Origin of the sequence: Pandoraea vervacti (assembly GCF_000934605.2) — a bacterium.
In the GTDB taxonomy this organism is placed as follows: domain Bacteria; phylum Pseudomonadota; class Gammaproteobacteria; order Burkholderiales; family Burkholderiaceae; genus Pandoraea; species Pandoraea vervacti.
In genome coordinates, this window is the sequence record NZ_CP010897.2 from 3,978,279 (window position 1) to 3,993,807 (window position 15,529).

Annotated in this window: 15 protein-coding genes; 6 read left to right on the top strand and 9 right to left on the bottom strand. The window is 62.6% G+C overall.

The genetic code is table 11. The features are described from left to right. Positions 1–135 precede the first annotated feature (135 nt). On the top strand, positions 136–1,920 hold the full coding sequence (locus UC34_RS17260) for a peptidoglycan D,D-transpeptidase FtsI family protein (protein WP_044456534.1): 1,785 nt from the start codon (positions 136–138) through the stop codon (positions 1,918–1,920). A gap of 555 nt (positions 1,921–2,475) precedes the next feature. Here the strand turns inward: UC34_RS17260 and UC34_RS25685 are convergent. The 5 genes from UC34_RS25685 to UC34_RS17280 form a co-directional block, all read right to left on the bottom strand. Next, positions 2,476–2,841: a cytochrome o ubiquinol oxidase subunit IV gene (locus UC34_RS25685; RefSeq protein WP_044456536.1), complete on the bottom strand. Its 366-nt coding sequence runs from the start codon at positions 2,839–2,841 to the stop codon at positions 2,476–2,478. Next, entirely contained in the window at positions 2,842–3,468 is a 627-nt protein-coding gene (locus tag UC34_RS25690) for a cytochrome o ubiquinol oxidase subunit III (protein ID WP_044456537.1), read from the bottom strand. A 2-nt stretch (positions 3,469–3,470) separates the two neighbouring features. Next, positions 3,471–5,450, bottom strand: coding sequence for a cytochrome o ubiquinol oxidase subunit I (gene cyoB / locus UC34_RS17270; RefSeq protein ID WP_044458326.1), 1,980 nt, complete (start codon positions 5,448–5,450; stop codon positions 3,471–3,473). Between the two features lie 15 nt (positions 5,451–5,465). Further along, positions 5,466–6,521, bottom strand: coding sequence for a ubiquinol oxidase subunit II (gene cyoA / locus UC34_RS17275; protein ID WP_084070763.1), 1,056 nt, complete (start codon positions 6,519–6,521; stop codon positions 5,466–5,468). A 511-nt stretch (positions 6,522–7,032) separates the two neighbouring features. Continuing rightward, entirely contained in the window at positions 7,033–7,662 is a 630-nt protein-coding gene (locus UC34_RS17280; protein WP_044456538.1) for a LysE family translocator, read from the bottom strand. Positions 7,663–7,930: 268 nt separating this feature from the next. Here UC34_RS17280 and UC34_RS17285 point away from each other — a divergent pair, with 268 nt between their 5' ends. Further along, positions 7,931–8,395, top strand: a complete 465-nt coding sequence (locus UC34_RS17285; protein WP_044456539.1) for an Lrp/AsnC family transcriptional regulator — start codon at positions 7,931–7,933, stop codon at positions 8,393–8,395. A gap of 74 nt (positions 8,396–8,469) precedes the next feature. Continuing rightward, on the top strand, positions 8,470–10,002 hold the full coding sequence (locus UC34_RS17290) for a sensor domain-containing diguanylate cyclase (protein WP_044456540.1): 1,533 nt from the start codon (positions 8,470–8,472) through the stop codon (positions 10,000–10,002). Here UC34_RS17290 and UC34_RS17295 read toward each other — a convergent pair. Next, complete coding sequence (locus tag UC34_RS17295) at positions 9,930–11,045, bottom strand: LysR family transcriptional regulator (protein ID WP_052811110.1); 1,116 nt, start codon at positions 11,043–11,045, stop codon at positions 9,930–9,932. The genes UC34_RS17290 and UC34_RS17295 overlap by 73 nt on opposite strands. Before the next feature lie 17 nt (positions 11,046–11,062). Then, positions 11,063–12,550 (bottom strand): MFS transporter, encoded by a 1,488-nt coding sequence (locus UC34_RS17300; RefSeq protein ID WP_044456542.1) that lies wholly within the window; start codon positions 12,548–12,550, stop codon positions 11,063–11,065. A gap of 86 nt (positions 12,551–12,636) precedes the next feature. Between UC34_RS17300 and UC34_RS17305 the strand changes: the two genes are divergently transcribed. Beyond that, entirely contained in the window at positions 12,637–13,284 is a 648-nt protein-coding gene (locus UC34_RS17305; protein ID WP_335645747.1) for a helix-turn-helix transcriptional regulator, read from the top strand. Between the two features lie 92 nt (positions 13,285–13,376). On the opposite strand, the gene UC34_RS17310 is transcribed toward UC34_RS17305, so the two are convergent. Beyond that, a complete protein-coding gene (locus UC34_RS17310) occupies positions 13,377–13,694 on the bottom strand; it encodes a YnfA family protein (protein WP_044458329.1) in 318 nt (105 codons plus the stop codon). 104 nt (positions 13,695–13,798) lie between these two features. Between UC34_RS17310 and UC34_RS17315 the strand changes: the two genes are divergently transcribed. Both UC34_RS17315 and UC34_RS17320 read left to right on the top strand, forming a co-directional pair. Continuing rightward, positions 13,799–14,014 carry a SlyX family protein gene (locus UC34_RS17315; protein ID WP_044456544.1) on the top strand — a complete coding sequence of 72 codons (216 nt, stop codon included), beginning with the start codon at positions 13,799–13,801 and terminating at the stop codon, positions 14,012–14,014. Between the two features lie 312 nt (positions 14,015–14,326). Continuing rightward, a complete protein-coding gene (locus UC34_RS17320) occupies positions 14,327–14,836 on the top strand; it encodes a DUF1439 domain-containing protein (RefSeq protein ID WP_418303945.1) in 510 nt (169 codons plus the stop codon). An 80-nt stretch (positions 14,837–14,916) separates the two neighbouring features. Here UC34_RS17320 and UC34_RS17325 read toward each other — a convergent pair whose 3' ends face one another. Continuing rightward, positions 14,917–15,342 carry an organic hydroperoxide resistance protein gene (locus tag UC34_RS17325; RefSeq protein WP_044456545.1) on the bottom strand — a complete coding sequence of 142 codons (426 nt, stop codon included), beginning with the start codon at positions 15,340–15,342 and terminating at the stop codon, positions 14,917–14,919. Between the last annotated feature and the right edge of the window lie 187 nt (positions 15,343–15,529).

The following is a 15,529-nucleotide window of genomic DNA, read 5'->3' on the forward strand; positions in this document are numbered from 1 at the left end:
GTGTGACGGGGCTTTTGCGCTACTGCAACACTCGCTTGCGTGCTACGCTATCTCGCCTGGAAATTGAGCCATAAGTGGTAGACGGGCTCATCGCAACTCATCGTCGTTTCAGCCTCTCATCGCCCCGCGAGCGCCATGCAAAAGAACCGCCAGCCCAAGGACGTTACGTTCGCCGCCAGTCCTGTTTTGCAATCGCGCATGTCGTTATGGCGATCCAAATTCGTCGTCATCGTCATCACCCTCGCCTTCATCGGTCTGGTCGTGCGCGCGTTCTGGATTGCCGGACCGGGTAACGGCTTCTACATCGCGCAGGGCGAAAAGCGTTATGAGCACGCCATCGTCATGCCGGGCGTACGCGGCAAGATCGAGGATCGCGATGGCCGCGTGCTCGCCACCAGTCTGCCGATGCGCACGATCTGGGCAGTGCCGGCCGAAGTGCCGGACGACCTCTCCGAGAGCGACATCCAGAAAGCCAGCAAGCTGCTCGACATTCCGACAAAGGAATTGCGCGCCAAGCTCATCGGCGAGAAGAAGTTCGTCTACGTGAAGCGTCAGGTCTCGCCCGAGATCGGCAAACAAGTCGAAGCGCTGGGCATTCCCGGCGTCTACGAGAGCAGTGAATACAAGCGTTTCTATCCCGAAGGCGAAGTCGCGGCACATGTCGTGGGTTTCACGAACGTGGAGGACAAAGGTCAGGAAGGCATGGAGCTCGGCGAGGAGCCGTTGCTCGAAGGGACGGCTGGCGTGCGGCGCGTGATCAAGGACCGGATCGGACGCACGATTCAGGACCTGGACGACTCCAGCCCGCCGCGCGACGGCAAGGACATTCGTCTGACGCTCGACACGCGGGTGCAGTACATCGCCCACGAAGCGCTGAAGCATGCGCTGGATCGCACTGGCGCGAGAGCCGCGATGGCCGTCGTCATCGATGCGAAGAGCGGCCAGGTGCTGGCATTGGCGAATCTGCCGACGTACAACCCGAACGACCGGGAGCATCTGACCGGCGAACAACTGCGCAACCGGGTGTTCACTGACGTCTTCGAACCGGGCTCGATTCTCAAGCCGTTCACGATGGCATTGGCGCTCGATCTGCACCGCCTGACGCCGACCACGACCATCGATACCGGACCGGGCCGTTATGTCTTCGAAGGCGCGACGATCTCGGACGACAGTGCCAACGGCGTGCTGACCGCGGCGGGCGTCATTCAGAAGTCGAGCAACATCGGCATGACGAAGGTGTCGACGATGTTGCGCGCCGAAGAGATGTGGGACATGTTCACCGAGATCGGCCTCGGGCAACAGCCGAAGCTGGGCTTCCCCGGCGCGGTGTCGGGGCGTCTTCGTCCTTACAAATCGTGGCGACGGATCGAGCAGGCGACCATGGCCTACGGATACGGAATTTCCGCCTCGCTGTTCCAACTGGCCCGCGCTTACACGATCTTCGCGAACGACGGCGTGCTCGTGCCCATCTCCATCATCAAGCCCGACACGCCGGCGCAGCCCGAGGGAGTGCGGGTGATCGATGCGCGCACGGCAGTAGAGATGCGCAAGATGCTGGCTAGCGTGGTGGATACCGGCGGCACCGCAACGACGGCGCAGGTGGCCGGTTACAGCATCGGCGGCAAGACCGGCACGGCGTACAAGGCCGGTGCCCATGGCTACGATCACTCGAAATATCGCGCCTCGTTCGTCGGGATTGCGCCGTTATCGGCGCCGCGTCTGGTGATTGCCGTGTCCGTGGACGAGCCGAAGGCATCGCAGCACTTTGGCGGTCAGGCCGCCGGTCCGGCGTTTGCGGAAATCGCGTCGCAAGCGTTGCCGTTGCTCGGGATTCGTCCGGATCTGCCGGTACGGCCCGGCGTGATTCTGGCGGCGCCGACTTCCGACACGCCGCCCGACGATAAAGCGCCTCACGGTTGATTTTTTTGCGGAGTGGATCGTTGACGCGCCTACCCCACTTCCCACGTCAGCGGTAGATCGGGGTGGGGGCCGCCCGCGGCACTCCAATGCCTGTTAAGTCGCACCGCGGGCGACCCCCACCCCGATCCCCATACGTTCGCGATGCGACGACACCTATCGGTGCGACTCAGTGAAGTCCATTGCAACTGCTCCCTGAACGATTCGACGCCACGGGCCAGTACGTGGACGATGACGCTACAGGATGCATGAGCGGCGATTGTCGGTGCCCTGACGGAGAGACTTTAAAGTTGGAACGGAGTCAGGGTACCGGCAAGCGCCGCGGGTATGGAGGTCGGCGGGGGCGGAAGGGGTTGAATAGCGGGCGGTGTCGACGTAGCGACGCGGCGTGAGCAAAAAGGGCGATTCGATGATTCGAATTGCCCTTTTTGCATACCGCACCGGCAAAGCCGCACCACCCAACACCGGCCCCCGCACAAACGCCAACAAAAAAAAGCGGCCCGGAAACCCGAAGCCGCCTTTCTCACTCGCCCAAACATCCAGGGCAAGTCCGGAGACTTACATCCCCGGCATCATCAACGAGTTGGCGTTGTGCATGATCCACAGCGAGCCGACGAGCACGATGGCCACGATCAGCACGGTGAACAGGAACGCCATCACATTCCAGCGCTGTTCCGACGAGCGGTCCATGTGCAGGAAGTAGATCAGGTGGACGATGATCTGCACGAGGGCAGCGCCGAGGATCAACGGCAGCACCGTCGACGGCGGCATCGTGCCATCCATCACCAGCTTGAACGGCACGACCGTCAGGATGACTGCGAGCACGAAGCCGATCAGGTACGACTTCACGCTGCCGTGGCTACCCCCGGCCGCATTGTGGCCAGCTTCGTGGCCGTGCGATTGCACCGATTTGCTATTGCTCATTTACATCGCTCCCATCAGGTACACGACCGTGAACACGCCGATCCACACCACGTCCAGAAAGTGCCAGAACAGCGAGAGGCACTGCAGACGCGTGGTGTTGGTCGAGCTCAGGCCTTTCTTGGCGATCTGGTACATCAGCACGGCCATCCACAGCAGGCCCGAGGCCACGTGCAGACCGTGCGTTGCCACCAGGGCGAAGAACGACGACAGGAAGCCGCTACGGTTCGGACCTGCGCCTTCGAGGATCAGGTGGTGGAACTCGTACAGTTCCATGGCGATAAACGCCGCACCCAGAATCCACGTGATGGCGAGCCAGCCCATCACGGCACCCTTCTTGCCGTTGTGCAGGCCGATCATGGCGAAGCCATAGGTGATCGACGAGAACAGCAGAATGAACGTTTCGACCAGCACGAACTTCAGGTCGAACAGTTCCTTGCCCGTGGGGCCGCCCGCCGTGGCGTCACGCAGTACGGCGAACGTGGCGAACAAGCTGGCGAACAGCACCAGGTCGGTCATCAGGTACACCCAGAAACCGAAGATCGTGTTGCCCCCGGTGTCGTGGTGCGCGTGGTCATGCGCATGCGCATCGGCATGCGCGCCAGTGTGTTTGAGAACTTCGCTCGTCATGATTAAGCCTTTGCTGCTGCGGCCAGTGCCTGATGGTGCGCCGATTCAATGGCCACCACTTCCGGCGACTGCACGTAGTAGTCGATCGAATCGTTGTTGCTGCGGCAGATGAACGTCACGATCATGCCCACGAAGCCAACGATGGCGAGCCACCAGATGTGCCAGATGGCGGCGAAACCGAACACCAGCGAGAAAGCACTGATGATGAAACCGGCGCCGGTGTTCTTCGGCATGTGAATCGGGGCGTAGCTCGTCTTCAGATCGCTCTTGATGCCGTGTTCCTTGCGATAGGCCAGCTCGTCGATGTCATGCACGCGCGGCTCTTCGGCAAAGTTGTAGAACTGCGGCGGCGACGACGTCATCCACTCCAGCGTGCGGCCGTTCCACGGATCGCCCGTGGTGTCGGCGAGCGCCTTGCGATTCTTGATCGACACGACCAGTTGCAGCACCTGGAAGCCAATACCCGCGGCAATGAACAGTGCACCGATGAGCGCGGCGATCAGCCAGGGTTGCCATTCCGGATTGCTGTAGTGGTTCAGACGACGGGTCATACCCATCAGGCCCAGCACGTACAGCGGCATGAACGCGAGGTAGAAGCCGATCAGCCAGCACCAGAAGCTTGCCTTGCCCAGACGCTCGTCGAGCTTGAAGCCGAAAGCCTTCGGGAACCAGTAGTTCATACCGGCGATGTAGCCGAACAGCACGCCACCGATGATCACGTTGTGGAAGTGAGCGATCAGGAACAGCGAGTTGTGCAGCACGAAGTCCGCGCCCGGCACGGCCAGCAGCACGCCGGTCATACCACCGATCACGAACGTGACGATGAAGCCCAGCGTCCACAGCACCGGCGTGGTCATCTGCACGCGACCGCGGTACATCGTGAACAGCCAGTTGAAGATCTTCACGCCGGTCGGGATCGAGATGATCATCGTCGCGATACCGAAGAAGGCGTTCACGCTGGCGCCCGAGCCCATCGTGAAGAAGTGGTGCGCCCACACGAGGAACGACAGCACCATGATCGCGGCCGTGGCGTACACCATCGACTTGTAGCCGAACAGCTTCTTGCCGGAGAACGTCGAGATGATTTCCGAGAAGATGCCGAACGCCGGCAGAATCAAGATGTACACCTCAGGGTGACCCCAGATCCAGATCAGGTTGATGTACATCATCGGATTGCCGCCCAACTCATTCGTGAAGAAATGGAAGTCGAGGTAGCGATCCAGCGAAAGCAGAGCCAGCGTCACGGTCAGGACCGGGAACGCGGCGCACACCAGCACCATCGTGCACAGGGAAGTCCAGGTGAAGATCGGCATCTTCATCAGGTTCATGCCCGGTGCGCGCATCTTCAGAATCGTGACGACGAAGTTCACCCCGGTGAGCAACGTCCCCAATCCTGAAATCTGCAAGGCCCAGATGTAGTAGTCCACCCCCACGCCGGGGCTGTACTGAATGCCCGAGAGCGGCGGGTAAGCCAGCCAGCCCGTGCGCGCGAATTCACCCACGCCCAGCGACAGGTTGACCAGCGCGGCGCCGGCCACGAACAGCCAGAACGACAGCGTGTTCAGGAACGGGAAGGCCACGTCGCGTGCGCCGATCTGCAGCGGCACCACGAGGTTCACGAGACCCGTCATGAAGGGCATCGCCACGAAGAAGATCATGATCACGCCGTGGGCGGTGAAGATCTGGTCGTAGTGATCCGGCGGGAGAATGCCGCCCGAGTTGTGCGCAAGCGCGAGTTGGGTACGCATCATCATGGCGTCGGCGAAGCCGCGCAGCAGCATGACGAGCGCGACGAGCACGTACATGACACCGATCTTCTTGTGATCGACCGACGTCACCCACTCGTTCCAAAGGTACTTCCACTTACCGAAGTAGGTGAGCAGAGCAATGATGCCCAGCCCGCCCAGCACCATCATGCCGACCGCGCCGACGATGATCGGCTCGTGGTACGGGATGGCTTCGAGAGTCAGTTTGCCAAACAGTGCTGACATGGTTGATTACTCCTTATGCGCGTGCGCAGCCGTACCGGCGTGCATCGCGTGCGCACCGGCGTCCATGGCCATGGTCATCGACTGGCCTTGCACGTTGACGGCGGCGGCCGGAGCCGTCGCGGCATCGGTGCCCGCGCCCTTCATTTCCATCTTCATGTCCATGCCCTTCATTTCCATGGCACCGTGGTTCTCATGGCCTTCGTGCTTCTGCGCCATGCCCGATGCCATCGGGGCGTGCACGATCGACTGGAACATGTTCGCGTCGACCGAGCTGTAATACGTCACCGGCGTGTTCTCGCTCATCGGCACCAGCGAGGCGTAAGCGTCGCGGTCGAGCACCTTCTTCGACTCGCGCACCTTCGTGACCCATTGCTGGAAGTCGCCATCGGTCATCGCCAGCGTCTTGAAGCGCATGCCCGAGAAGCCGCCGCCGCTGTAGTTCGCCGAGATGCCGTCGTACGCGCCGACGTGGTTGGCGATCAGGTGCAGCTTCGTTTCCATGCCGGCCATCGAGTAGACCTGGCTACCCAATTGCGGAATGAAGAACGAGTTCATGATCGATTCCGAGGTGATCTTGAAATTCACCGGGACATCGACAGGAACGGCCAGTTCGTTGATCGACGCAATGCCCTGTTCCGGGTAGATGAACAACCACTTGTAGTTCAGCGCCACGACTTCGACCGTAATCGGCTTCACTTCGCTTTCCAGCGGCTTGTACGGATCGAGTTCGTGGGTGGAGACCCAGGTGATGCGCGCGAGGATCGCAATGATGATGATCGGCACGAGCCAGACCACGACCTCAATGGCCGTCGAGTGCGACCAATTCGGCTCATAGCGCGCCGACTTGTTGGTTGCGCGGTACTTCCACGCGAACCACAGCGTCATCAGGATGACCGGAATCACCACGATCAGCATCAGCCAGGTGGCCGTGAGGATCAGGTTCTTGTTCTCAATTCCGATCTGCCCCTTAGGGTCGAGCAGCGTCATGTCGCAGCCAGCCAAAAGCAGCGGCGAGCACAAGGCGAGGAGCCTAAACAATCGCGGGTTTCTGTGTTTCTTCATGTCACACGACAGGGTTGAGTTGGCCAGCGAACGGCGCAACACGGGCTTACCGGCCTGATGCAGGGTCGCAGGAGGTTGGCAAGGGTTAAGGTGGGACGGGAGCAGTCGTCACGCCGGTATTGCACCGGTTGAACTACGACGACTGTGTCATCGAAAAGACGGGAACCGGGGCGGATTGCCGCCCGCAGACCTCAAGTCACTGTCCGACTTCTTGTCTTTTACTTCCATCACGGTGCGGCATTATGCCGAAGTTTAATTAGGCCGGACATTGCCCACCCAGTAGCGCGACAATGTGTCGCGCGACTCTCACGCGTACGCGCGCGACGTTTTCCCGGCAGATCGACACCTTTTTGGCGGTAAACGCTGTGCAATGCAGCAATGCGGGAAGGTTCTGGGAATTCAACGGGTGCGACGTTGTGTCGCACCCCGATTTGCGGTGTCGCAGCGAAACACACCAAGTCGGTGCATTAACTGGCAGGCGATGTCGGTGAGCGGTATTGTGCCCGCCATTTCAGTCGAGCGACAGCCGTACGGCGAATGCCATGAGGGCTGCGCCGAACGACCAGCGTTGTACTTTTTGTGCAAGCGGGCGGGTGCGCAACCAGCGCGCGATACGGGCCGCGCCGAAGGTAAGGGTCACGTCGAAAATCGCGCCAACGATCAGCAGCAGCACGCCGAGTTCCAGCACTTGCGACCACACCGGCCCCGCTTCGGGACGCACGAACTGCGGCAGCAGTACCGAACAGAACAGCAGCGCTTTGGGGTTGAGCACACTCGAGAGCACGCCGCGGCGGAAGGCGTGTGAGAGCGGCGGCGCGGTGTCGTTCGATGCGGCCTCAACGTCCATGCCAAACGCGGGCGAGCGCCAGATCTGGATCGCCACCCACGCCAGATAGATCGCGCCCACGATCCGCACGGTCTCGAACAGCCACGGCGCCGCGCGCAACAGCGCCGCCACGCCGCAGGCCGAGAGCGTGACGTGCGCGGCGCGTGCTAGCGCCAGACCGGCGGCGGTCGCCAGTCCGTGCCGGGTGCCTCGCGTCATGCTCGTTTGCATGACCACCGCCATGTCCGGTCCGGGCAGCGCATAGACGACAACGAGTGCGCCGATGAAGACCGTGAGCAAATGCAGCGAGACCATGACTTTTCTCCGAAGGGTGAACGCGAGTGAAATTGCAATTCATGATCTCTCCATTCAGTGAGTGATAGATAGCGTTTTCCTCCCATCAATGTCCATATATTTGGCGTATTTCTCCATATTTATTGAATTTTCTAACAAAAGCGCTGCCACCGCCTCGAACCCGCTGCCGGTCGACCTAAGCCATACGGATGAGGGAAACACTTCCCGCACAACGCGGATCGTGGTGGAATGCCGTCTTTGAAGCTGTTTTCGTAGCGGGATACCCACCATGAACGAACTCGATGCCATCGATCGGGCCATTCTTGCCATCGTGCAACGCGATGGCCGCATTTCCAACGCCCGCCTTGCCGAGCGCGTCTCCCTGTCCGAGACGCCCTGTGCCCGACGTCTCAAACGTCTCGAAGCCGAGGGCTATATCACCGGCTACCGCGCCGAGCTCTCGCACCGCGCGCTAGGTCTCGGTGTGACGGCGTTCGTTCACGTGCGCTTCGCCGTGCACGACCGTGCGTTGTCCGAACAATTCGAGCGCGAGGTGCAGGCCATCGACCGGATCGTCTCGTGCCACAACATCTCGGGCAGCGCCGACTATCTGCTCGGCGTAGTCGCCACGGATCTGGACGACTACGGCAGTTTCACGCGCGATGTCCTGCGCGCCCTGCCCGGCGTCACGGCCATCGAGTCGATGCTTTCCTTGCGTGAAGTCAAACGCGACACGGGCGCCCCCCTGTTGTAAAACGATTCACCACGGCATGCAGCGGGTTTCACCGTAAAATGGCGGGCTAAAAACAGAACCAGACCAGGTGACACATGCCGGACGCTCTGCCCGCCGTTCCCTCTTCGCAGTCATCGTCGTCCGTTGGCGCCACCGACGACGCCCTGATGTTCGATCTCGCGCCGGTTTCGCTCTGGCTGGAAGACTTCAGCGGCGTGAAGCGGCTGTTCGACGAATGGCGCGCACAAGGCGTGGTCGATCTGCGCGCGCACTTCAAAGCCGACCCGGCGCACGTCTCGCAGTGCTCGCAACGCATTCGCGTCATCAAGGTCAACCGGCGCACGCTCACGATGTTCAACGCCCCTTCGCTCGACGAGCTCGTGGGCAACCTGTCTCGCATATTCCGCGACGACATGCTCAAGACGCACATCGAAGAGCTTTGCCAGCTCTGGGACGGCCAGACTCACTTCACCAGCAAGACGGTGAACTACACGCTCGACGGCCGTCGCCTCGACGTATTGCTCAACGGCTCGGTGCTGCCCGGACACGAGGCGTCGCTCGATCGCGTGCTGATCTCGCTGGAAAACGTGACGGAACTGGAGCACGCCCGCGAGCGCGTCACCATGGGCGAGCAATACGCTCGCGGCCTGTTCGAATATTCGCCGGTTTCCCTGTGGGTCGAAGACTTCAGCGCAATCAAGCTGCTTCTGGACGATGCGCGCGCACGCGGCATCACCGACTTCCGCACGTTTACCGACGTGCACCCGGAGTTCGTCGAGCGCTGCATGCAGGAAATCGACGTGCTCGACGTGAACCGCCACACGCTGGCCATGTTCGTCGCACCGGACAAGGGCACGCTGCTCAGCCGTCTGCCCGACGTCTTTCGCGACGACATGCGGCATAACTTTCGCGAACAGTTGATCGATCTCTGGGAGAACAAACTCTTCCAGCAACGCGAAGTCATTAACTACGCACTCGACGGCAACGAAATCAACGTGCATCTTCAGTTCGCGGTGCTGCCCGGTCACGAGGCGCGCTGGGACCTGGTGCTCGTCGCACTCACCGACATTACGGCGCGCAAGAAGGCGGAGTCGTATCTGGAATTCCTTGGCAAGCATGACGTGCTTACCAAGCTGCGCAACCGTTCGTTCTACGTGGACGAACTCAACCGGCTCGAACGCAAGGGCCCCTATCCGGTGACGGTGGTCGTGGCGGACCTGAATGGCCTGAAGTCGGTCAACGATCAGTTGGGCCATGCGGCAGGCGACGCGTTGTTGCGTCGCGCGGGCGAAGTCCTCGGCAAGGCCGTCGTCGCGCCGCAGATCGCGGCACGCATCGGGGGTGACGAATTCGCACTGCTATTGCCGTCCACCGACACGACCGGCGGCGCAGCCATCATCGAGAGCATTCGTCAGTTGGTGGAACTGAACAACTCGTTCTACCCGGGGACGCCGCTGTCATTCTCGATGGGCATGGCAACGTGCGAAGCGGGCGAGCGACTTGAGGCCACGATTCAGCGCGCCGACCTGCTCATGTACGAAGAGAAGCGCAATCACTACGCCGGCAGCGTGAACGAACGCCGGTTTCCGGACGGTGGCGCCTCGGGCAGGACCGGCAGCGGCGCATAATCCCCCGGGGCCCCTGGGGGGATGGCAGCGGCATGCTCGCGCGCGTCGGTCTTCACATCAGCGCCCGACTGCGCCTTCGCGCTTCCCAACGGCTCGCAGACCAGCGCAAGCCAATCGACGAACGCCCGCACACGCGGCGACACGCGCTTTTGCGCCGGATAGGCCGCCGACAGCCGCAACGGTGGCGGCGGACACTCGGGCAACACCGGCACCAGACGCCCCGAAGCCAGGTAAGGGGCGGCCGCGAGCAACGTCGGCTGAATCAGCCCAAGCCCTTCGAGCCCTGCCGCCAGATATGCGGCCTCGTCGCCGACATGCAATTGCCCGCGCGTGCGTACGCAAGTGGCCTTGCCGCTTACCACCATCGTGAGATCGCCGCAGCGTGCCGGCATGCTCGAACCCTCCCCTGCTGACGGCCCGGCAGCAGCGCCGAGCGACGCCAGCGACTCTGCGGGCGCCGTCAGCCATTTCACGGACGTATGCGTTGCCAGATCGTCGAGGTCGACAGGCGTGCCGTGCGAGGCGAGATAGCGACGACTCGCGCACGTCACCCGAGGCAGATCGCCGAGACGGCGCGCCACCAGACGCGAGTCCGGCAGCTCGCCGAGCACCACGCCGCAGTCGACACCGTCACCGCGCCAGTCGCCATGCGCAGGCGTCGCGTCCAGCGCGATTTCCAGTCCCGGATAGCGTGTCTGAAATTCGGCGAGCGACGGCATGACGACCTCACGCGCGATCACCGGCGGCAGCACAACGACCAAGCGACCGCGCAGTTGCGCGTGCGCGCCGAACAGGCCCGACTCGACCTCTTCGACGTCCGCGAGAATGGCCGAGCATCGCTCGTAATAGGCAGCGCCTTCCATCGTGAGCGCGACGCGTCGCGTGGATCGCGTGAAGAGCGCGACGCCGAACCAGCGCTCGAGATGCTGGACCTGCGTCGTTGCCGTGGCACGCGGGATGTCGAGCGACAGCGCCGCCTTCGTGAAGCTGCCCACTTCGGCCACACGCACAAAGGTACGCATGGCGGTGATGCGATCGATCATGATGCTTGCCCCCCTTCCTAGCTCGCTTCCCGTGTCCCACCCGCATTTATGGGGGGCGCCGTCACTTTCCCGCGCAGGATGATGACGACGCCCGCCGCCGGCGCCAGCGCGAAAAGCGCAAACAGCCAGATCGACGCGCGCTGCACTTCGGCCAGTCCGCCATCCGCCAGTCCCGCCGAGTTCGCCACCCATCCTGCCAGTGCCGAACCAAGCGCCATCGAGTACAACTGCACGGTCGTGATCGAGGCCGATGCCAGCCCCGCTTCGCCGGGACGCGCAGCCGTCATCACCCGCGTGAGCAGATGCGGCCAGCCAATGCCCACGCCGACACCCACGCCGAACAGCGCGATGCACAGGCTGGCGACGCCCGCCGCACTCGCGAAAAGCGACGCCTGCGGCAGAAGCCACGCCAACGCGAACATGCCGAGCGTGACGATGACCGGTCCGAGGCGCACGCGACGCTCGGCCGCGTCGCCCTGACGCCCGGCGCTCGTCATCGAGCCGACCGACCAGCCTGCCGCCATCAGCGCGGCGAGGTAGCCTGCGGCAAAAGGCGTCTGGCCATGCACGGTCTGAAGGAAATAAGGGATATAGATCTCGCTCGTCATCGCCAGCCCGAGCAGGCTCATGACGGCGTAAAGACCACCGAGACGCGTTCGTAACGAATACGCGCCCGTGGGCATAAGGCGAGGCAGGGCATGCCGCACGCTACGCTCGCGGTGCGCGAGCCACCACGCGAGCACGAGTCCCGCCAGCATCCAGACCGCCGCGATGGCGTGCGAACTCACGACCGATCCCAGGGAAATCGCGACGGCGGACGCGCACAGCAGCACGACTTTGAACCACGGCACCGCATGCGCTTCGCCCTGGCTTTGCGAGGCGCCGTCGGCACTCGCCACCGTGCGTCCGGCGCTCACCTGTGCCCGGATGATGAGCCCGAGCCCGACAACGATCGGCAGCAACGACCAGAACGCCCAGCGCCAGTGACCGAACTGCGCGAAGACACCGCCGACGGCCGGGCCGCAAAGCGTTGCCACTCCCCACATGCCGGAGACCAGTCCCATGGCGCGCGACCACAAAGGCGGGGCGAAAACGAGTCGGATCAGCGCATAGCTCAGCGCCAGCAATATGCCGCCACCGAAGCCCTGCAACGTGCGTCCCGCCAGCATCCACGGCATGGTCGGCGCCGCCGCGCAAAGGATCGTTCCCGCGCTGAAACCGAGCAGTGCGCCGATATAGGCGGCGCGCGGGCCGAGCGACGACAGCATCTGCGCCGCGAACACCGACCCCAGTATCGACGCGACCACGAACAGTGTCGTGTTCCACGAGTACAGATCGAGCCCGCCGATGTCCTTCACGATGGAAGGCAATACCGTCGTCGCCACATAGACGTTGGTCGCATGCAACGCCACCCCGCCCGCCAGCGCCAGCGAACGCCAGCCGTTGTTGCCACTCAGCAAATCGCGCCAGCCCGGCGCATGAGAAATCGTCGTGCTCGTCGTCATGGATAGACAGCCTCCCGTCGGGAGACTAATATGCAAGAAAGTTCTTGGATATTACATGCCTCACAATGAATTACCCAAATAACCACTTGGATAATAGGGCAGGCACGCCCGGCGCTGGCCACGAGCGTGTGCTGCATTGGCTGAAGACGCAGGGACCGGCATCGACGGCGGAGGTCGCGTCAGGACTGGGCATTACGGCAGAAGCCGCCCGTCAGCAAGTGCAGAAGCTGGTGGCGGATGGCCTGCTCGCGGGTGAGACGATGCCGACGCGCGGCGCGGGACGCCCGCGTCAGGCATGGACCCTCACCGAGGCGGGTCACAGCCGCTTTCCCGACGCGCATTCCACGCTCACGATTCAGCTGATCGGCTCGATCCGCCAGATCTTCGGTGACGACGGACTCGACCGATTGATTACGCAGCGCGCCGCCGAGACGCACACGCAATACAAGCGGGCCATCGATCCCCTCCCGGGACTGGAGGCACGTATGGAGAAACTTGCGGAAATCCGGTCGGCGGAAGGCTATATGGCGCGCGTGGAGCGCGATGGCGATGACTGGCTGCTCATCGAGGATCACTGCCCGATCTGTGCGGCGGCCAAAACCTGTCAGGGATTTTGCCGCACGGAACTGGAACTGTTTCAGGCGTTGATCGGCGAGCGTGGCACCGTGTCGCGCGAGACGCACATTCTCGCGGGCGGGCAGCGCTGCACGTATCGGGTGAAGACGTCGGCCTGAGGCAGCATGGCTGAGGCTTGGGGTCGTGCGAAGTCGCCGACGTCGGCAGTGCAACGTCACCCTATGCACCCTATGCACCGGATGCATCGAGCCTAACGCGGCTGAAACGCGATCAGGCTCATGCCCGCAAGCGCCACGACCACGCCGGCGATGTCCCAGGACGTCGGACGTATGCCGTCCACCAACCACAGCCATACGATGGCGACGCCGATATACACGCCGCCATACGCCGCGTAGACGCGCCCGGCCGCCGAGGGATGCTGCGTGAGCAGCCATGCAAAGAGCGCCAGCGCCATCGCCCCGGGGACCAGCAACCATGCGCTGCGCCCCTGCCTGAGCCATAACCATGGCAGATAGCAGCCGACGATTTCCGCCACTGCGGTTGCGACATACAGCAGAAAGGTTTTCATGCTGCGATTATGCCCGTCGCGCGCGTGAGGCGTGACTTTGCGATCCATGCAGGCTGGCGCGGAGCCTGCAATGACCTACAATGCCGCGTTCACCGGAGAAGCTCATGGAATCGTTGGAAGCACGCGTCGTCGAACTCGAAATCAAAGCGGCGTTTCAGGAAGATCTGCTCGAAACGCTCAACGAGATCGTCACCCGCCAGGAACAGCAAATCGATCTGCTGCAAAAGCAGTTCAAGGCGCTTTATCAGCAGATGCAATCGCAAGGACAAAGCGGCGGCAACGACGGCAATCCTCGTCACGAAATTCCGCCGCATTATTGAAGTCCCTCCCCGTTCGATACCGTTTTTGCGGCGCTCAAGGGCGCCTGCCGCCCGGACCAACGCGGCGCTCAGAACGATTCCACGCCTCGCGGGTCACATGACCATCGACGATTCGGACACGCCCGCCACCCGGGCGCTCGTGACATGACTTCGCAACGCGACATCCTCACCCCACGCGGCACAGATAACCCAGGCCACGGGCTTGTACGCGCCGACGCCCGCACGGACACCGACGGCGCGCTGACTTTCTCCAGGCGAGATAGCCTGCGGCTCGTGGTCGGTGGTTGGCTCGCGCTGGCGCTCACACCCTGGATGCGCCCTGCCCGCGCCGCGTACAACATCTGGACCGGTGAGTACACGATGACGCGCAAGGAGATCGAGAGCGCCGTCGACAAGCGCTTTCCGACCACGCTCAACTACGGCCAGTTACTCTCGGTCGAGTTGACGCATCCGCAGATCGGCTTCAACCCGCAAGCCAATCGCGTCAATACCCAGGTCGATGCCCAGGTGCAGAACGTGTTGCTGCAAGGCCAGCCGCTCAAAGGGGTGCTGGCGATCTCCAGCGCGCTGAAGTACGACCCCGCGCGGCGCGCCGTGCTGCTCGACAACCCCAGCGTCGAGCGAGTCGACGTGAACGGCATGCCGCCTGCCTACGGCCAGCAACTGACCGCCATCGGCGGCACCGTGGCGCAACAGGTGCTCAACCAGTATCCGATCTACACGTTCAAGCCGGAACAGCTCAAATATGGCGGACGCGACGTCGAACCCGGCGCGATCACCGTGCTGCCGGACGGCATCAAGGTCGAAGTGAAGACAAAGTAGTCTGCGGCGCGAACCGCATCATGCAAAACGGGCAGCCCGAAGGCTGCCCGTTGCCGATTCGCCGCACGGCGACTCACGTCTTACACGATCGTCAGCGTCACGTCGATGTTGCCACGCGTGGCGTTCGAATACGGGCAGACGACGTGCGCCTTTTGCACCAGATCCTCGACCACGGCGCGATCCACGCCCGGCACGCTGATTTTCAGTTCCGCCTGAATGCCGAAGCCCGTCGAGATCTGGCCAATGCCGACGGCGCCGTCAATCTTCGTTTCAGCCGGCAGCGCCACCCTTTCCTTCCCCGCGACGAACTTCAGCGCACCGAGAAAACAAGCCGAGTAGCCAGCGGCAAAGAGTTGTTCCGGGTTCGTGCCGCCAACGCCGGGGCCGCCCATTTCCTTGGGCACGACCAGCTTGACGTCGAGCACGCCGTCGGACGAGACGGCGCGGCCATCACGGCCTCCGGTGGCGGTGGCATGGGCGGTGTAAAGCACTTTTTCGATCGACATGACGAACTCCTGGTAAGTAGAGAAATTTCACTGCCAAACTTCGACCCCCTGACCGGCCACACCGTCGCGGCGTTGCCTGGTAGCCAAGCGGCCATCTTAATACCCCTGTGGGACACCTTTCGTGAACGTCGATTCAATCGCAATCGTCGTTCGTCCCGCATGATGTTGCTGATTGTCCCGCCTATTG